At 42.9% G+C, this 19659-nt stretch carries 12 protein-coding genes; 5 read left to right on the forward strand and 7 right to left on the reverse strand.

Annotated features, from left to right (window positions below; all coding sequences use genetic code 11):
- Positions 1–18: 18 nt before the first annotated feature.
- The 3 genes from N5O98_RS02815 to N5O98_RS02825 all read right to left on the reverse strand — a co-directional run bounded on the left by N5O98_RS02815 (position 19) and on the right by N5O98_RS02825 (position 6413).
- Positions 19–1554: a RagB/SusD family nutrient uptake outer membrane protein gene (locus N5O98_RS02815; protein ID WP_004313827.1), complete on the reverse strand. Its 1536-nt coding sequence runs from the start codon at positions 1552–1554 to the stop codon at positions 19–21.
- Positions 1554–4559 carry a SusC/RagA family TonB-linked outer membrane protein gene (locus tag N5O98_RS02820; protein ID WP_004313826.1) on the reverse strand — a complete coding sequence of 1002 codons (3006 nt, stop codon included), beginning with the start codon at positions 4557–4559 and terminating at the stop codon, positions 1554–1556. Before N5O98_RS02820 ends, N5O98_RS02815 begins: the two co-directional genes overlap by 1 nt.
- A 210-nt stretch (positions 4560–4769) precedes the next feature.
- Positions 4770–6413, reverse strand: coding sequence for a DUF6377 domain-containing protein (locus N5O98_RS02825; protein WP_118161196.1), 1644 nt, complete (start codon positions 6411–6413; stop codon positions 4770–4772).
- A gap of 182 nt (positions 6414–6595) precedes the next feature.
- Here N5O98_RS02825 and N5O98_RS02830 point away from each other — a divergent pair, with 182 nt between their 5' ends.
- Positions 6596–7384 (forward strand): aspartate dehydrogenase domain-containing protein, encoded by a 789-nt coding sequence (locus N5O98_RS02830; RefSeq protein WP_022199961.1) that lies wholly within the window; start codon positions 6596–6598, stop codon positions 7382–7384.
- Here N5O98_RS02830 and N5O98_RS02835 read toward each other — a convergent pair.
- The 4 genes from N5O98_RS02835 to N5O98_RS02850 form a co-directional block, all read right to left on the reverse strand.
- Complete coding sequence (locus N5O98_RS02835; protein ID WP_022199962.1) at positions 7367–8251, reverse strand: D-isomer specific 2-hydroxyacid dehydrogenase family protein; 885 nt, start codon at positions 8249–8251, stop codon at positions 7367–7369. The two genes, N5O98_RS02830 and N5O98_RS02835, sit on opposite strands and share 18 nt — an antisense overlap.
- 508 nt (positions 8252–8759) lie before the next feature.
- Positions 8760–10442 carry a leucine-rich repeat domain-containing protein gene (locus tag N5O98_RS02840; RefSeq protein WP_022199963.1) on the reverse strand — a complete coding sequence of 561 codons (1683 nt, stop codon included), beginning with the start codon at positions 10440–10442 and terminating at the stop codon, positions 8760–8762.
- 209 nt (positions 10443–10651) lie between these two features.
- Entirely contained in the window at positions 10652–11752 is a 1101-nt protein-coding gene (locus N5O98_RS02845) for an AraC family transcriptional regulator (protein ID WP_022199964.1), read from the reverse strand.
- A 257-nt stretch (positions 11753–12009) separates the two neighbouring features.
- A complete protein-coding gene (locus N5O98_RS02850) occupies positions 12010–12633 on the reverse strand; it encodes an HU family DNA-binding protein (RefSeq protein WP_008648950.1) in 624 nt (207 codons plus the stop codon).
- A gap of 394 nt (positions 12634–13027) precedes the next feature.
- Here N5O98_RS02850 and N5O98_RS02855 point away from each other — a divergent pair, with 394 nt between their 5' ends.
- The 4 genes from N5O98_RS02855 (at position 13028) to N5O98_RS02870 (ending at position 19630) form a co-directional block, all read left to right on the forward strand.
- Positions 13028–13594, forward strand: coding sequence for an RNA polymerase sigma factor (locus N5O98_RS02855; RefSeq protein ID WP_004298079.1), 567 nt, complete (start codon positions 13028–13030; stop codon positions 13592–13594).
- Positions 13595–13743: 149 nt separating this feature from the next.
- Positions 13744–14685, forward strand: a complete 942-nt coding sequence (locus N5O98_RS02860; RefSeq protein ID WP_004311897.1) for a FecR family protein — start codon at positions 13744–13746, stop codon at positions 14683–14685.
- A 294-nt stretch (positions 14686–14979) separates the two neighbouring features.
- On the forward strand, positions 14980–18225 hold the full coding sequence (locus N5O98_RS02865; protein WP_272219541.1) for a TonB-dependent receptor: 3246 nt from the start codon (positions 14980–14982) through the stop codon (positions 18223–18225).
- A gap of 10 nt (positions 18226–18235) precedes the next feature.
- A complete protein-coding gene (locus tag N5O98_RS02870) occupies positions 18236–19630 on the forward strand; it encodes a RagB/SusD family nutrient uptake outer membrane protein (protein WP_022199965.1) in 1395 nt (464 codons plus the stop codon).
- Positions 19631–19659 lie beyond the last annotated feature (29 nt).

The raw sequence follows: 19659 nt of genomic DNA on the forward strand, positions 1-19659 counted from the left end.
TCTATGTTTTTAGTTGAATTAATAACCCGGATTCTGGTGAATCTTATCATTCGCGTCGATTACCGACTGCGGAATTGGCAAACGATAAGAGTTCTTATCAAAAGTGTAAATCTGCGCTTTGCGACCTGAATCCTTGGAATACACTGCATTCATCACCTCTTCTACCTTGTCCAGACGGACCAGATCAAACCATCGTTGTCCCTCAAAAGCCAGTTCTAACCGACGTTCTTTAAGTAAGGCATTCAGCAGGACGTTTTTGTTTGAACGGACAGAGGTGGGAAGTGCTCCCAATTTGGCACGGTCGCGCACTTCATCTATTATATCGGCGGCTCCTTCCAAATCCGGCGTATCCTGCATAATCAGTGCTTCTGCTTTCAGCAACAGGACATCGGCATAACGGTACTTGATAATACTGCTGTTGGCAGAGCGGCATTTATACATGAACGGATAATTATCAGACGGATAATAGTTGCTCCAATTACAATCGTAATAGACTATTGATTCTTTGAAACGGACTTCATCCCCTTCCTGTTTGAAAGCACTAATCAGGTCACGGGACGGAGTCACCCATTTCGCCCACGTGAAATTGTTATTCCAGTTCACGAGATCACGCCCGAACATCCATGTACACCAGTTACCTGCTCCGGATGTAAATTGTGCTTCAAGAATCGATTCTTTTGTATTACGCATCTTTGCATCTGTTCCCGCAGCATTCATTCCAAACAAATCACTGAAATCATCTACCAGATCAAAACCGTCTGCTTTCACCTCATCACAATATTGGATAACTTTCGTATAATCACGCAAAGGTTTCTCGGCATATATTTTAGCCAATAAGGTACGAGCTACAGATTTGGAAAACAACGTCTTATTCCCCGGCGTATTGTCCGGAGCATACAATACTGCATCCAATAAATCCTTTTCAATCTGCTGATAAGCTTCAAGTTCCGTATTTTGTTTGGGGAAATATTGTGGATATACCTCATCAATGTTTTCAGAAGTAATATCATCAGCCACCGTTGTAATCACAGGGAAATCACCCCACAGACGTACCATGTCGAACATTACCATGGCACGGAATATCTTCGCTTCTGCTTTGTATTGCGCCCGTTCGGCAGTAGTCAACGAATTATCTGTCACCAGGTCAATGTTACAAATGAGTTTATTGGCACGGGCCACATCCTCCAAATAACGGTTCCAGTCACGTTCCAACACAGAATTGGAACCTTCAATAGAGTTATTCTCAAACGGGACAACTTCCGCTCCGGTAGTACCGGCATAAGCATTATCCGAATGGGAATCTGAAATCAAAAGTAAATCCACATACCAATGTTCCTGACGGTCACGCATTTGATTATAAAGCGTTGTCAGATGACTTTCAACTGCAGCTTTATCCTTGAATACGATTTTTGTACCATCACTTGTCACTCCTTCCGTCACATCCGAATAGGTGTCTAATGGCTCATAATTCAGCGAGCAGGAAGAAAGTCCCAATAGCAAGCCGGAGGTTAATCCGTAAAATATAGTTCTTAGTTTCATAATCTTTCCTTTCATTAGAATTCAACATTAATACCAAACACGTATGATCTGCAATGCGGGTAAGTACCCCAATCGATACCTTGTACCGTACCGCTGTTACCCCATTGGTTTACTTCCGGGTCCATTCCCGAATAGCTGGTCCATGTCAGCAGGTTAGTAGCCGTGAAGTAAGGTTGCAAACGGGTAATTCCCCATTTCTTCAATAGTTTACCTTTAACGTTGTAGGACAAGGAAACATCCTTCAATCTTAGATAACTGCCATCTTCTACAAAATAGGTAGAATTGAGCAATTTGAAATTAGCCTTAGGCACGTCTGTTATCTGTCCGGGTATTTTCCAACGATTCAGTACACGAGCCGACTGATTCTTACCATCATACATACCTTCCGTTTCAATACGTGAAGCATTATAAATATCGTTTCCATAAGAACCTTGGATAAAGATACTCAAATTAAAGCCTTTCCATGAAAAGGTATTAGTCATACCATAGGTGAAATCGGGATTCGGATCACCGATATAGGTACGGTCGGAAGATGATATTTTACCGTCATTGTTCAAATCACGATACATCAATTCACCGGTTTCAGGATCTACCCCATCACTTATATAACCGTAGAAACCTCCCAAAGCACGGCCCGGCTCATTACGTACCACATAGTCATTCACCACATCCGCAGTTTTAGCATCGTAATAAACTTTCTGTAATTCCAGTTTTGTCAATTTATTCCGGTTAAAAGAGATATTGAAGTCTGTATCCCATGTAAATGCTCCTCCACGAAGATTTTTCGAACTAATAGAAAGCTCAAAACCCTTATTTACCATTTCACCCTCGTTACGGGCAATAGACGTAGCGGCTGCGGCACCGGCAGGTAATGATACATTCATCAACATGTTTTTGGTCTTCTTATAATAATAGTCGGCATTAAACGTCAATCGTCCATTCAATATGGTCAGATCCAGACCTATATTGGTCTGTGTCGTGGTTTCCCATGTTAAATCAGATGTACGCAAGTTGGCCTGGCTAATGGTAGGAACAGCATTTGCATAATCAGTAGAATCACCTTCGCCGCCTTTCTTAAACCATTCGATACGACCGATATTGTAACGCTGCAAATATGCATAGTCACCAATGCCCGACTGGTTACCGGTTTGTCCCCAACCACCGCGCAATTTTAAATCGTCAATCCATGTAAGGTTCTCCATGAACTTTTCTGAAGAAATACGCCAGGCTGCAGAGAATGAAGGAAATACGCCCCAACGATGATCAGGATGCAATTTAGAAGAACCATCGGCACGAAGATTAGCTGTTACCAGGTATTTACTGTCGAAGTTATAAGCTACACGTCCGAAGAATGACATAATCCCCCATTGAGATGCACCCGTACCCGTATTATCCCAAGATATTTTATTGGCAGCATTCAATGTTTGAATCTGATCGCTACGATAGTGGGAGCCATTGATCCAGCTATTTGAATAGTCTGAATCCGTCCATGACGAACCGGCCATTACTTCCAAGCCATGTTTCTTGAAGTTTTTATTATAAGTCAATACATTATCAAATGTCAGCACTGTGTTCATATTCCGATTGTCCGAAGCCTCACCGTACTGATTGCGGCCCCAAGCAGTAGAAATCGGATCAAGAAAAGTGGTATTAACGGCGTTGCGACGGTCAAGAGTAAGAGTAGACTTAAACTTCAGTTCCGGAAATGGAGTCAGCAATATATTACCCGATGCCAACAAGCGGTTTTCTTTGTCTTTGTTATTTTTCGCACGGGCCATATTTTCTAATGGATTGGTGATATTCCCCACTCCATAGAAGTTATTGTAATACTGATTAGGGTTCAAAGCATCCCACACCGGCGCATAAGTCGGTGTATTGATAACAGCCAGAATAACACCACCCCGATTCGAGCCTGTTCCCATTGCTCCGCCTCCATTGCTTGTATAATCTGAATAAGAGATATTAGCACTTACTGTCAGCCATTTACGAACCTGATTTTCCAGATTTACCCGGAAATTGTAACGCTTGTAATAAGAGATGTCCAACACTCCCTGTTCTTTGAGGTAACCCGCAGAAAGGTAATATTTCATTTTCTCATTACCATTGGATACAGCTACCTGATAATTTTGAGTCTTTCCGGTCGTATACGTTTCATCAAACCAGTCGGTGCGGTCGGGTAATCCGTCCGGCAAAGACACTAGTCCGATTTCATCCTGCAATTCTTTATATTGTGCTGCATTCAGGGATTCTACTTTATCGGCCACTTTGTTCAAACCGAACTGGGCTGTCAAAGAAACTTTGGCATTACCGGCTGCACCGGCCTTCGTAGTAATTAGAATGACTCCGTTAGCAGCACGCGAACCGTAGATAGATGCTGATGAAGCATCTTTCAATATCTGCATACTCTCAATATCATTCGGAGAAAGGAACTTGATATTGTCTACAGGCACTCCATCTACTACATACAACGGGTCATTACTACCATTCATTGAAGTAGTACCACGAACACGGATAGACATTTCACCGCCCGGCGTTCCGTTAGGCTGAATCACCGAGACACCGGCTGCCTTACCTTGAATGGCCTGCCCTGCCGAAACAATAGGCCGCATATCCAAATCCCTGGTAGATACGGAAGAGATAGCGGTAGTCACATCTTTCCGTTTCACCGAACCATAACCGATGACCACCACTTCATCAAGCACTTCATTATCTTCCTGAAGTGTGATCTTCATCTGTTGGGCTGCCTTTACCTCCTGCGACTTATAACCCACATAAGAGAATATCAAAATGGCGTTTTGCTTAACGTTTAATGTGAAGTTGCCATCTAAATCGGTAATTGCTCCGTTAGACGTACCTTTCTCTTGTACACTAACACCGATTAGCGGTTCTTTTTGAGCATCCAGGACCTGACCGGATGCAGTAATTTGCTGTGCGGATGCACTCAAAGATAAAAACATTGCCAAGATAGCAAAGAAAATCTTGCGACTCCCCGAAAGGATTTTTCGCCTGTTTTTTTTCATGCGTACTAAGTTTTAAAGTTAATAATAAGACGCTCGTCAGCAATGGGCTATTCTCATTACTTTCGAAGCACAGGTCAAAAGTATAAAGAAATTAAAGTGAGCTAACAAGGAGGGGGCAATAAGTGGATTACACAAAACGATAATCCACTTATTTTCATCTATTTACATTCAGAACGTATACCTAAAAAAGTGGTTGATTTACAGTCCGAATTAGCGAATTTTTCGCACTAAATCGTCAAAATCCTCTCTCGATCCACGGGCTTTATTCCTTACTTTCGCCCGATAATTATAAATTGTATTCACCGAATAACGAAGAAACTCCGCAATTTGTGAACTGTCTTCAATACCCAGACGTATCAAAGCAAAGATGCGCAGTTCAGTATTCAATAACTCGCCTTTCTTCGGTAAAATCTGTTCATTTTCCTGTAATAAGTCATTGAATTTTCCCACAAAGTTAGGGAAGAGATGCAAAAAGGCTGTATCAAAGTTAGCATACAATTCTTCCAGTTCTTCGTCAAGAGCATCTTGGGAACGCGTTATCTTTAATAACTCCGCAATTTGTCCGGCAGACACTTTCTTATTCACCATCCGCCGGTAAGCGTCTAAACGGTTGATATAAGTAGAACACAACTTGATGAAACGGGCAATATACTCTTCCTTGATCTGATTGGACTCCGAGAGTTCGATATTGGTAGAAGACAAGCAACTATTCATTTGCCTCAACTCCTCATTCAATCCGTTTAACTGCTTATTAGCTACCTGAAGATGATTTCTTGCATCTGCCAGCTTTTTCATCTGACGGTAGATATATCCCAAAGCTACAATCAACAACACCAATAGTGCAGTGATAAGCAGCAGGTTCTGTTGAAGACGGTCGTTCTGCTTTTCAATCATTGCCTGATAGGTTTTATCAATCAATGAAAGCACGTCAGCACTCTGCCAACTACGCAGACGGGCATTGTAGAACTTGGTCGCATTCCACGAAAAGCGCATATATTGGTACGCACGTTCCATATCACCATCTTCGTAAAGTAGCTGGGCAAGCATCCACAACGAAGCATGGTCCTTAATGGCAGAACGAATATCCGATATAGCAGAAAGACAAAGATTCCGTTTCTCTCCCAGACTATCATTACTGTACTTGTAAATCAAAGAACGATGATAAGTAGCCATCGCATATTGGGGAGTATATGGTTCTATTTTCGTCAACCGGAGATCATTCACTTTCAGGGCATCCTCATACTGGCGTTGATCGCGAAATGATGCTTCACGCATCAGCAGGTATTCTTCCGATTCCGGAGGCAATATAGCATATAATGAATCTCTATATGCCTGTGAAATACTCCAATAACGTCCCGAAAAGGTTTTATCCTGTGTATAAACGCCCAACTCGCCATACACATGGTCAAAGCAGGTGTAATAATCGGCTATTAAACGAGGAATGATTTTCCGACGATCTACCGATTCCAGCACATCAAGAGACTCTTTATACATTCCAGTTGATGATAATAATAGCGAAAGCTGCAACTGACTTTCTATCTTCCGGTCCGTATCACGCAAGCGCTCTGCAATCCGGATATTTTCATTCAAATAGTGGATTGCAGAGTCGCAGATAAAGGCTTTATATTCTTTGTATATCTGACTGTTCAGATTGTACTGTTCCGCGGAATTAGGTTCTATTCCGTGCGTCAGTTCTTTAAGGTACTTGATACGTGATTCACGTTGAGCGACATAAGTCTCATGTTCTTGAATCGTCAAATCAAGCACATTCAACAGTGAGTCCAAGGTCTTATCGGCCCAGGTATATAATGGAAAAGAGAGAAGTAAAAGAAATATCAGGTACTTTTTTTTCATCGGAGTATTAAACTTTAATAGAAGATTACAAGATTAATAAAGACAAATGTAGAGAAAATCTTCGTAATCTTATTACAAATAGTTCATAAATTAAAGGAACAACCCCCGGATACATACCTGATGAAAATAAATACCATATTACCAACCGAAGCTCTTACCAATAAAAGTATTATCTTTGTTGCATGAAAAAGTTAGTCATTGTAGGATGTGGACGACTTGCAAGAATCGTTGCGGATGCAGTTGTCAAAGGCTTATTAGCAGATTATCATCTGGTAGGTGTCTATTCGCGTACGGCATCAAAAGCAGCACACATCGTAAATAAAATGCAGCAACATGGCAAGCCTTGCATTGCTTGCGCCACATTGGAAGAGTTATTGGCATTAAAACCAGATTATCTGGTGGAATCGGCCTCTCCTGCCGCTATGCGGGAATTGGCTTTGCCGGCATTGAAAAACGGAACGTCTGTCATTACCTTGTCTATCGGTGCTTTGGCAGACGAGACATTCTATCAGGAAGTGACAGAAACCGCCAGAGCAAATGGTACACGGGTCTATATTGCATCCGGAGCTACCGGTGGATTCGATGTTTTAAGAACTGCCTCTCTGATGGGAAATACGACGGGCCGCTTCTTCAATGAAAAAGGTCCTAATGGACTCAAAGGAACTCCCGTTTATGATGATTCCTTGCAAACGGAGCAGCGCACTGTTTTCTCCGGTAGTGCTGCGGAAGCTATTCGCCTCTTTCCAACCAAAGTGAATGTTACAGTTGCCGCCTCACGGGCTTCTGTCGGTCCGGAGAACATGCAGGTATCCATACAGTCTACTCCCGGATTTGTGGGAGATACGCAAAGAGTAGAAATCAAAAACGACCAGGTGCATGCCGTAGTAGACATTTATAGTGCCACATCGGATATTGCAGGGTGGTCAGTAGTGAGCACCCTGATTAATATCGCTTCACCCATTGTATTCTGACAGATTGGCCAACACTTTTGCGCTCAGGCGGTCAAACGCCTGACGCGTGCGGCCAGTAGACACCTGCATACAACGTACATGCGGATGATTGAGAAGTTGCTCACCCCCCAATGCACCTATCGTGTCACAAAAGCAAAGGTTATCACCTTCCAGCCATTCAGTAAAAGCAGCCTCATCCCATGCTGGTGACAAACCGGTATTGAATAAGATCTTCCGGTTACCCATCTGCTTAAATTCCTCTTCGTGCAACAGAATCGTATTTTTATTAAGGCAACAACAAATGACTTCACTCTCTGCCAGGAGTTCCCTCAATGGCAAAAAGCGATATCCTTTGGCAGTAGCCACTTCTTTCTCACTGCGGGCATAATATGAAATTTCAGCACCAAAGAATTTCAAGGCGTCCGCTATCATGCCGCCAGACTTACCCAGTCCGACTATTCCGACTTTCAATCCGGTAATCTCACGAGGCAACTGCTCCCACGATTCCTGTCCAAAGCCGTGCAAACAGCGCACCAACTCACTGACTACATATTCCACTACCCCCTCGTCACCATAATCCCGGATACCTGTCACCGTGATACCCCGTTCATTGGCATAACGAATATCAACATTGGCACTTTCGGGAGAATAGAGTGAACAACACATTCCAATGTATTTCACATTCGGACAACATTCAAGTACATACCGGTTGATACGGGAGGTGTAACTCAAAAGCACCGCATCAGCATCTCCGATACGGGCAATGATTTCATCATCATTCGCGGGTATGTCAGGATACATCACCACCTGACCGGCAAATGAATACAACGCTTTTTCGGCCGACGGAACCAGACTGACCGGCTCTATAACTACAAGTTTCTGAAACATCGTTTTTTTATTTTAGATTATTCGCGGTTAAGATAACCAATTGAAGAATAAACACTTTGCATAATTTGGGGAATTGAGAGATAACAATTTGGTAACTGTGCGCATTTTAGCGATTTGCAGAGTTGTATCTTCAAGTAACTCTTTCGAATACAAAAGTAACAAAATTCTCTCAGGAAACAAACTCACGACCGGTTTTTATACAATTCGACAGTAAAAAAAACTCCGTTATTCGATAATCTTCCTTTTGACAGAGGACAGCTTTCCTAAGTCATGCGGAGTAAATTGTATAAAGCAAAAGGATCCCTGCAATTTGACAGTAGGGACCCTTTTTGCAAGTTGGGCGGAGATATATTTTGTAATCTGCCAATGGCAGAGCCTTTTTAATCGACTACTAATTAAGATATAATCTTTTTACGACAACATATGTCGTCTACCGCATCAGGCATAAAATTGGATTTCAAAAAATAAATCAGACCGCCTCGAAGTTCAACTTCGGGAAAGGCGCGGATTATGGTGGCGTGATGCTGACGCTCTTCCATTTCATGGGGGAGCCGTTTTCCCCCACAGTCCATTCGTTGTAGGCTGTGGCTGTGGGGACGGCAGTGCCACCATACTGCTTGTCGGCGTTCAGCACGAGGTCGCACTTGGCGGGATCGAATGCGTTATCTCCGGTATGACCGTCTCTGTTGTGAAAAACGGCGGAGCGCTCTATACTGCTGGTACCATAACTTATGTCAACGAAATCTCCGGCTGCGGTGGCTTCTATCCGGGTGAGAGCTTTGCAGCCCGTTACGATATAATTGCCGAACTGGGTACACTTCGGTATTTTGAGCGTTTCGAGGCCCGTGCATCCGTAGAAAGCCTCCCGGCCTATCGCAGTCACATTATTCAAAGCGAGCGTCTCCAATGAAGTGCATTCCCAGAATGCGTTTAGATTAATCCAGGTAACCTGCGAAAGATTCACCTTAGTCAGCGCAGCGCAACCGAAAAAAGCACCACCTCCGATTACTTTCATATCATCGGGCAGCGTCACCTCCTGCAAGGCGGTGCAATTCGAAAAGGCGGCATCGGGCAAAGTTGGCGTTCTACCCCAGTCCGTCACTCCGGTGAGGTCGCATTTCGTGATTTTTTTATTATTGGTAAATGTACCCCAGTTACCGCCAATTCCTGTTTTGGAAAGTTCGCCCGTCAGCTTGATTTCGGTGAAGCCTGCGGCGAGGGCGGCACGGATGGTTAGCTGCGCTTCGTCGGCAGTCATGGAGGTCATGTCGATGTTGCCGGAAGTGGGGGGTGTGAAATTCTTCAGGCGCAGCTCGATTTGATGTTCCGCCGCCGGGTCGAGGTAAAGCTCGAAGTTGTCGTCGTACTTCTGAAGCGGCTCTCCATAGAGGCTGACCATTGACTCCGGATTCACTTTCAGACGGTCGCAGTCCGCCTGCGTCAGTTGGTAACCGCCGGCACCTTGGGCGATGGAGGTTACACCGGTCGTGGTGAAAAGGAGATGCACATCACCCGTGAGGGCTTTCGGAACAGAGATAAGGGGATGGGAAACGGTCGGGTTAAAAATGCTGTATAGGTCTATGTAAGCCCCGGCAGCGGTCTTTCCCCCGTTCAGCACGAGGATGGCGCCATACCAGACGCTTACACAGCACGAACCGCTGACTGCCGTGCAAGACAATTCGCAGCCGTCACCCAGTTCCAATGCCGCTTTCTCGCCGACAGCCACAATCATGTTTTCATATTGCCCGTTCAATGCCACGTCTTTGCCCAGCGTAATCCTGCCGTTGTAAACACCTACCGCGGAGTTCATACCTTGTCGGACCAGATTGATATTGGTGAGTTCGATATAAACGGCATCGGCGTCGGGGCTGGAATTGCCGAGGAAGTGGAAGTTGTTGCCTTCCCCTTCCCAGGTGAGGGTGTGGCCGCCGCCGTCTATCTTGAAGTGGCCGCTGCCGTTTATGGGAGGGTTGTTGTTGTCACCTCCCGCGGGTATCGTGATGTCGCCGCCCAGCGTGATGAGTGTAGGGGCGTCGGCCGAGGTGCCGCCCGTCTGCAGGGCGGTGAGCAGGGCTTCGTAGGTGGTGACGGTGATACCTTCCGGCACGGGCTCCGTTACCGGATCGTCCTTGCTGCACGAAGCAAAGACTACTGTTGCACATAGCACTAACAAAGAAAAAATCTTTTTCATGTTGTTTTATATTTGATTAATATTCATGGGAAAACAAAAAAGCGCAGAGCGGTTTATGCCCTACGCAGCAAAAATATAATGAAAATTTTGGATGATTGGTGCATGTTTACGCATATCTGACGTCGAAACGTGCAACACAAGTGTTTTTTTGTGGGTTTATTATATGTTTAAACAAGCTGTATCACCCAATATACAACAGCTTGGAGGTGTTATCTATTTTTGTACTCGGTAAAAGATCCCCCTGTTATCTCCCGGAAGATTTTACAGAAATGGCTTTTGTGGGCAAAACCCGAAAGCTCGGCAATTCTCTCCATTGTATAATCCGGATGTTTCGCCATTTGCTCTGTGGCGTATTCTACCCGTTTATTGTTCACCCAACGTTTGAAACTCACCCCGTAAGTCGAATTGATGAATACAGATAGTTTCCGTTCCGGGATATGCAGAGCCTCGGCATAGTCGCCCAGCACAACACCCTGCTGGAGATACAATAATAGTTTTGCCATTTCATCTTCCAGTTCCCTGTCTCCTTCACTCTCCTTTGTCGGCTGCGATTCTTCCTTCTCCTCTATCGCGGGCAAAGCCTCATAGTAAAGTTTGTATTGGTAGTTGATATACCTCACTCCAAAGTTAAAGTAGTACACTGTAACCACCACCGTAATTATTCCGTCGAATAACGGGGCAGGGAATATACTGAACACCAGAACGGCAATGCCGATACAGGCAGCCTCGTAGAACAGTCTCGAAGCCCACCGGAATTCATATTTGCCGGTGTCGGAGAAATAGTTCTCAATCTTGGCCATATAATTCCGTTGCTCACGCCGGAATAAACGGACGTAAATCACGATCTGCGTCAGATAAGTAGCCGCAAATACAGTTCTTAACAAAAGAACCGGATTCGTGATATTCGCTATATACTCATCCACCGAATAGATCCTCACATCAGGAAATAGAAGTATCGTTAATAGATAGAGTCCCACAAAAAACAATGTCGGGCAGAGGTGTCGCAAAATATTTCGCCGGCAAACGTATGGTGAATGAAAAAGTATCAGTACGATAAAAGTAAAAAGCGCCGCCTGCAACTGTGCCGCAACGAGCACAGGCATTGCAAATATCTCGGCAACACTCTCCTGCACCCTGTTGTAAAGGATAAGCGCATTGCACAGAGCCACGATAATCGATGCAATACCCAGGAATCGTTTGGCATTGCGGTAGTGCGGGTTTATCAGCTGTGGGGCTGTTTGAATCAACAGTAGAGCCATCCCCATCGTCAGACAACCGAAGATATTGAAGTAGTATATGATATCCAACATATTATAGTTTGTGTTATCGGTCAAACAACATTCGGACGAGAAATCCACTGTAAGGCTGTTTCATATACACCTCATCACCGTTTTACCTGTATTCACAGCCAAAGGTACTGTATTTTTTTAGCCATACATCATACTTATACCACATTTTGCACTGATTCAATCCATTCGGGTAGATACTACCTCTTCATTTCTCTGTTCTGTTCCCAATCTCCAATCTTGTACGACAAAGGTTTCCATCGATATTCCGTTAGATTTCACTACTCGCCATCCGGTTCCTTTCGTGGCGGTGCAATGAAATGCATCTGATTACCCCGTCCCTCTCGCTTGATAATGCCTTCGGCTGCAAAAGATTTAAGATCGTCCAATGCAGTATTCTTCAGGCGTCCTGTAAGTTGCGTATAAGTGGCTCTTGTGATGAAGCCATGCTCTCCGATATATTGCAGGACAAGTTTCTTCAGATTGTCTCTGTCCCACTTACGCGAAGTGTTGAAATCGACACACTTTCTACGCTCCAAATCTCCGCGAATACCTACACGCATACTCTTGGAAGCACGGAAATTCACCCCGTTGAAAGCTACGGATTCAGAACGAATATCATTCTTATTTGCTACCAATCGGGAAGCTTTCACTTTGGCTGAAAAGAAGCCGAACTCTCCCAATTCGACGCGGTATCCTTCACCCAGATATTGCAATACATCGTCTTTCAGTTCCATCAGGATACCTTCTATCACTCCTTCCTTAAATCCGGTTCTCTTAGCAACGCCACGGATCAATCGTTCTGCCGGAATCGTTCCACTGTAGACAATGTCGGCATACATTGTTTCCGTTTCTCCTTCCTTAGTAGTCAAGGCAGGCTTCTTCTTTAAATTGTAAAAGGCCATAATCTTATTGTTATATTTAAGATTTTTCAGTGCAGAGAATAAAGATTTTCAGTGCAGAGATTTATCATTGTTTATGCACTCGGGTAGTTGTCCGATTGTAACGGGACAATAGTCACTTTGTAAACAGCCTAATGTCACCTTATAAGGTGATATTTATCACTGCATAAGGTGACCACCTGTCTTTACAAGGGTAAAAAACAGTAAAGATACAAAATTAATTAGCGGAAAGCAAGAGACGGCACAATAAAGCTCAATATATGATTGTAATATGATTGCAAAATAAAATTCATCTGCCAACTACCGGACATCGGTTTCTCTTTATTTATTCACATAGATTTGTTGATTTCTAAATTATTTCAGTACATTTGCCCGACCTACTTCTATTGCAGAAAGGATGAAAATAGACGAAATACAGTGCATAAAAGAACTACGCAACGGCTCCTACCAGGCTTTTACACAGATTTATGAAGCCTATGCCGACCGACTTTACAGCTTTGTTCTTAAACAACTAAAAAATCGTTCCCTGACACAGGATATTGTTCAGGATACCTTTTTACGCCTATGGGACAACCGTAACCAGTTGAATAGCTTCGGCAATCTGCAAGCCTTTATTTTCACTATTGCCAAACATCAGGTAATCGATTATTTCCGCAAACAAGTCAACGAACTGCAATTCGAAGACTTTATGGAGTATTGCGAGAACCAGGCAACTGACGTATCGCCGGAAGATATCTTATTGTACGACGAATTCCTGCAACAACTTCAACAATCGAAGAAAGTTCTGTCACAACGGGAACACGAGATTTATGAATTAAGCAGGGAGAAACATATCCCCATCAAGCAAATAGCCGAACAACTGGATCTCTCCGAACAAACGGTGAAAAACTATCTGACTTCCGCCCTGAAGATTCTTCGCAGCGAAATGATGAAATATAATATTCTCTTTATTTTCTTCCTGTAACAAGAATAACACTTTCAGTAGGAATAATTAAAACTCCACAAAACTCTACAAACACCTACTATTCCTAACTTTTTCCATGCTCTACAACATAAAAAAAGTCTAGTACTCCCTTTATGTATTTACGTATAACCTATAGAAACACCAATAATATGAGTCCACAATTTAAAAAGTTATATTGCCAGTACATCGAAAAAGGAATCACCTCTTCCGATATTGGAAAGTTCAGAAATGAACTCAACAACATACCTGACGAAGAGTTATGGAATACCATGATAGATATGGAAAACGACACAGTAGAGATAAAGATGCCTCCTATGATGAAAAAGCAAATTCGAAAGGAACTACAACAAATCATTTGGAGACGCCGTTGGCTGCAATATATGAAATATGCTGCCATTATCGCTATCATCCTATCATCCTCTTTTGGACTTTATACATGGATGAATAACCCGGAAAGTCAAATGGTTGCTGTAACAGTTAGAGCTGGCAGTAAAGCAGAAATGGCTCTCCCTGATGGTACATTTGTACATCTAAATGCGGCTACAAACCTGGAATATGATGTAAACAACTCCAAGCAACGCCTCGTCAAACTATCAGGAGAAGCCTTTTTCGATGTTGCCAAGAATCCCGATTGCCCATTCAAGGTAATAATCAACGATCTGCAAATTGAAGTAGTAGGAACTTCATTCAATGTAAAGACCTATAAAAAAGACATTGTAGAAACGTCTTTACTTAGCGGACGAATCAGAATATCAGGTGGTTCACTTCCCCATGAATATACGCTTTCACCTGGACAAAAGGCAACCTATTCCGCTATGGACAGAACACTACGAATAAGCAAAGCGGATGCCCATGTTGAAGCCGGATGGAGAGATAATTACCTCATCTTTGAATCCACACCATTAATTGATGTAATAGCCCAGATAGAACGATGGTATGGGGTGGAAATCAGATTGCATCATAAGCAAATCGCACAAGATTTACTATCGGGATCTTTCCGAAACGAAAGTATACAGAATGTCATAAGATCCTTAAGCATACAATACGGATTTAAGTACGAGATACATAAAGATATAATAACTATTTACTAATTTAAAAGAAAGGAGCTTATGGAAAACACATAGTAGTTAAAATCAAAAAAGAACAACCAAAGAATCGCCCAATCCTTTGGTTGTATGGAAGTCGATAAAATTTTATACATCAAAACATTATCAACTATGAATATCACAAAGTTAACATTTTTATTGAGAAGGAAACTGCGGAACAGCCTTATTTTTAGAAACTTTACCATTTTATCCGCTGCTATAATTTTATTCCCTTCGGGAGTGTTTGCCCAAGAAGGAAATGTGTCCATTCATATCAAAAATGGCACGGTAAAAACTTTCATGAAACAAGTAGAACAGCAAACGAGATATACTTTTGTATACCGGAATCATGTTCTTAACGATCAGACTAAAGTGACAATTAGCTGCACAAAGAAACCTATCAGCGAAGCGCTCTCACAGGTATTTACTCCTTTGAATATATCTTATTCATTTACCAACAACACCATCGTATTGGTAAAGCAGGAGACAGAACAAAGAAGTAATGAAAAGAGAGCGATTAAAGGAACCGTACTAGATGAAAGTGGAATTCCTATTATTGGCGCCAATGTCATGCAAGGAAAAGGAACCGGAGTCATTACAGATATTAACGGAAACTTTACCATTGTAGCAGATCCTAACCAACCACTAACAGTATCTTATATTGGATTTGACTCACAACAAGTGAAAGCCGGCAATAAAAACAATCTGAAAATATATTTGAAAGAAAGTAGCATTGCATTAAATGAGATAGTTGTAGTCGGCTATGGCTCCCAGTCCGAAAAACTAGTAACTACTTCTATCAGTAGCCTGAAAGTGGATGATCTGGACCAAGGCAGTGACTACAATGTAGCTAAAATGCTGCAAGGTCGTACTCCTGGTGTAAATGTAGCCTCTGCCAGCGGTACCCCCGGTGAACAACCGAGTGTACGGGTACGCGGTATTGCATCCATCACAGGTAACAGCACCCCATTGTATGTGGTCGATGGAGTTCCCAGTGAATCAATGCCTATGCTAAACCCCAACGACATCGAACGCATGGACGTATTGAAAGATGCTTCAGCTGCTGCCATCTATGGTTCGCGAGCTAACAACGGTGTTGTCATCATCACCACAAAATCGGGAAACACCAACAGTAAAACACGCGTAAATGCCAGTGTACGCCACAGCCTTGGATGGATTGCCAACGATATACCAATGGCAAATGTAGCAGAATATACTCGTACTATGCAAGCAGCCGTAGATAATTGGAATGTGCAGAAGAAGGACACAAAATCATTCTTTATCCCCGACCGGATTACCGAAACAGACTGGCTCGGACTCATTCAACGTGATATAGCACACTCTACTACGGCATCTATCAATCTCTCGGGAGGTAATGAGAAAACTACTTTTTTCACCTCTGTGGGATTTAACGACCAACAAGGTATCATCCGCACCAGCGGATTCCAGCAAACCAACCTACGGGCAAAATTTACTCATCAGCTGAACAAATGGTTTAAACTGAATCTGAATCTCACAGGATCTTACAGCCGTTTCGATAAAGTGGAAGAGTCATCTACCAGTTTGAAAGTGATTCGTACTGCCCGTGAAGAACAACCATGGATTGGAGCTTATCGGGAAGATGGAGGCTATACAGTGATGTCAACAGAATTATGTCGTCATAATCCCGTTATGCTGATTAATGAAGAAGACTGGACTGTACATAAGAAACAAGGAGTAGCTGCCCTTAGTTTTGATATTACTCCTATCAAAGGACTCAAATACACTCCCTCATTCAGCATATACGGTATTCTTGATGAAGAAAAGAAAACAATTTCAGAGAAACATGACGCACGTTCCAAAAATGCAGGATGGGGTGCACTTAGCGAACAGAAAAATGTAAGTTACCGATATGTTATAGACAACGTAATTTCGTATGAAAATAGTTGGGATAAACTGACTTATTCAGCCATGCTTGGTCACTCATACGAAGAGTATAACTATGAAACTTTTGGAGCTTACAGTGATAATTACGCAAACGGTGCTTATCCTTCTTCCAGCTTCGGTCTGATAAATTCCGGTTCTAACATCTACGCAGGTAGTATCGGATATAATGCATATGCACTCGAATCTTATTTCGGACGTGCCGCCCTGAATTGGGATAATCGCTATATCTTAAATGTAACGATGCGTCGTGACGGTTCTTCACGTTTCTCAAAAGATAAACGTTATGGAACATTTCCTTCTGCTTCTTTCGCGTGGCGGATTATCAACGAACCTTTTTTCCCTAAAGGCACGCCACTGAATGACTTAAAGCTACGAGCCAGTTGGGGTAAGACTGGCAGTATGGATGGTATCAGTAACTGGGCAGCTATGTCATTAGTAACTTCGGGAGGAAATTCCTATAATGGTTCATCCGGTTTTAAAATCGGAGCAGATGCTGCGGATCTTATCTGGGAGAAAGCTAATCAGGTGAATGTCGGAATCAACGCAGAGCTATTCAACGGACGACTGGCGCTATCTGTAGACGGATACTATCAAAAGACAAGCGGATTACTTTATAATATCAGTACTCTTGCTACAACAGGATATACTACCCGGACAGCCAATATCGGCTCGCTGGAGAACAAAGGATTGGAAGTGATGGTGAGCGGTAAAATATTCGATGGTCCTTTTAAATGGGAGCTTGCTACTAACCTCTCCTATACAAAAAACAAACTGTTGTCATTGGATGGAGTACTTGATATGAAAATCAACGGTGGTGGTGCCAATACCGGTAAAGTAATGCATGCTTTAATGGTAGGTAAACCGGTTAGTGCTTTCTATATGTTGCGTCAGGATGGTATTTATCAAACCGACCAGGAAGTACCAAGCAAACTCTACGCAAAAGGAGTACGTGCTGGTGATTGTAAGTACTTTGACTACAACAATGACGGAGACATCACAGACGATGACCGCATGTATGTAGGAAAGGTTACACCTGACATTTATGGTGGTATCACTTCGACTATGAACTGGAAAAACTTCGACTTATCCATTTTCTGCCAATTTGCAGCCGGAGGTAAAATCCTGTCAGCATGGAAAGGCTGCGGGGGAACAGAAGGTACGGAACATCTCGGCTTGGCGTCCAGCAGTATCAAAGGTTACAAAAATGGCACACTGGTCGATTCGGAACAATTCTATAACATATCAAAATATGCCGCCAACCATTACTGGAGGGGAGAAGGAACTAGCAACACTGTTCCACGCCCTACTTTGGCAGGCACGTTCACCGGCGGTTTCGGAAACAATCTTGTTTCTACCCGTTATCTGGAAGATGCTTCTTATTTCAAATTCAAAACCATCACATTGGGATATAGCCTTCCTCATTCTCTGTTGTCAAAAATACATGTAACGGGAGCTCGCATCTTTGTTTCTCTCGACAACTTTTTTACACTGACCAAATATTCCGGATATGATCCGGAATTCTCATACGAAAGTAATCCGACAGGCAACAGCTACGGAGCAGATTTCGGAGAACAAGCCACATTAAAGAGTTTTATCATAGGTGCAAGCATTAACTTCTAAAACTAACGATATGAAAAATATAAAACTATTATTCACTCTGGTTTTAATGACCATAACTATACTCGGCACGAGCTGTTCTGACTGGCTGGACGACATCAGCCCCCGACATGCAATTCCTCAATCAGCCTTGACGGATGATGATCTCGAAAAGCTATTAAATGGAGTATACGCCACTATGGAAAATTATACATTCACTTTCTGGTGGTTGGATGATATACAAGGGGAAAATTTCAAAGCAGGTCCCGGAGGAGGTCAAATTACAGACCCATGCGAAATGTCTCCCTCGTATACCAATCAGGCAATTAACATTCTCTCCTTTTGGAGAAACTCATTTACAACATTGCATCAGGTCAATTTTCTCGTAGAAACTTATGAAGCTTCCGAAAATAAAGAAAGTGCTCTTATGAAAAAAGTAGGTGGTGTCTCTTACTATTTCCGTGCATTTATTTATTATCGTCTGGCCTCTCATTATGGAAATGTCCCCATCCTGCGTAAACGTTCAAAAGAGGTGGTTCCTATCTCTCCGGAAGCTGAAGTATGGACATTCATCGAAGAAGATTTGGGTAAAGCTATCCGCTTACTGTCAAAAGCAGATTCCAAATGGTACGTATCTTCTGACGCAGCAAATGCACTTGCTGCACGTGTAGCTCTTTTCCAGAACAAGATGACGGATGCTGCAAACTATGCAGAAGCAGTATTAGCTAATTCCAGTTTCTCGCTCGCATCCACCGCTATGGATTTCTCTAAAAATTGGGTTGCAGGAAGTTCAAGTCCGGAAATTATATTTGCCTATGTTAATAATTCAAGAGCATCCAGTCCTCTAAACTTCACATTATACGTTAATGACACGGACGGTTCATGGAATTATGCTCCATCTGATTGGTGTTATAGTAGTCTTTTTGCTGATGATAATACTCTTTCACGCAAAGGAGACGTACGGTTAAAAGCCACATTCACCAGCCAAGATGCCAACCGCGTAATCAAATATCCGAATGGGACTTATCAATTGGCGGAAACGTCAGATTATACCTGCACACCGGTAGTAATCTCCCGTATTTCAGAAATGTATCTGGTAAAAGCCGAAGCTCTCGGAAAAACGAACGGAGCCGCCGCATTAGTGGAATATATGAAAAAAAGATATACTACCGCTCCAAGTGAAGCAGCAATCAAAGCTCTATCGGACAAAGAATATCAGACATTGATCTTGGACGAACGCCGTCGTGAATTTTATGCTGAAGGTATGCGCTGGCAGGACATCAAACGTACAAATCGCTTAGAATTGCTAGAAACACTTGATGGTCGTACTTATCTGATGTATTATCCGATCCCTCAAGATGAGATTGACATGGCCGGTACGGTAGCCTACCCACAAAATCCCGGATATGCGGGATATACAGGAAATTAATAACAAAACCTTAAATGATTATTATGTGT

The organism is Bacteroides sp. LFL-34 (assembly GCF_027257075.1).
Classification (GTDB): Bacteria; Bacteroidota; Bacteroidia; order Bacteroidales; family Bacteroidaceae; genus Bacteroides; species Bacteroides ovatus.

Coding starts and splice junctions, on each gene's coding strand:
- N5O98_RS02815 (WP_004313827.1), bottom strand. CDS start 1,554: ATGAAAGGAAAGATTATGAAACTAAGAACTATATTTTACGGATTAACC.
- N5O98_RS02820 (WP_004313826.1), bottom strand. CDS start 4,559: ATGAAAAAAAACAGGCGAAAAATCCTTTCGGGGAGTCGCAAGATTTTC.
- N5O98_RS02825 (WP_118161196.1), bottom strand. CDS start 6,413: ATGAAAAAAAAGTACCTGATATTTCTTTTACTTCTCTCTTTTCCATTA.
- N5O98_RS02830 (WP_022199961.1), top strand. CDS start 6,596: ATGAAAAAGTTAGTCATTGTAGGATGTGGACGACTTGCAAGAATCGTT.
- N5O98_RS02835 (WP_022199962.1), bottom strand. CDS start 8,251: ATGTTTCAGAAACTTGTAGTTATAGAGCCGGTCAGTCTGGTTCCGTCG.
- N5O98_RS02840 (WP_022199963.1), bottom strand. CDS start 10,442: ATGAAAAAGATTTTTTCTTTGTTAGTGCTATGTGCAACAGTAGTCTTT.
- N5O98_RS02845 (WP_022199964.1), bottom strand. CDS start 11,752: ATGTTGGATATCATATACTACTTCAATATCTTCGGTTGTCTGACGATG.
- N5O98_RS02850 (WP_008648950.1), bottom strand. CDS start 12,633: ATGGCCTTTTACAATTTAAAGAAGAAGCCTGCCTTGACTACTAAGGAA.
- N5O98_RS02855 (WP_004298079.1), top strand. CDS start 13,028: ATGAAAATAGACGAAATACAGTGCATAAAAGAACTACGCAACGGCTCC.
- N5O98_RS02860 (WP_004311897.1), top strand. CDS start 13,744: ATGAGTCCACAATTTAAAAAGTTATATTGCCAGTACATCGAAAAAGGA.
- N5O98_RS02865 (WP_272219541.1), top strand. CDS start 14,980: ATGAAACAAGTAGAACAGCAAACGAGATATACTTTTGTATACCGGAAT.
- N5O98_RS02870 (WP_022199965.1), top strand. CDS start 18,236: ATGAAAAATATAAAACTATTATTCACTCTGGTTTTAATGACCATAACT.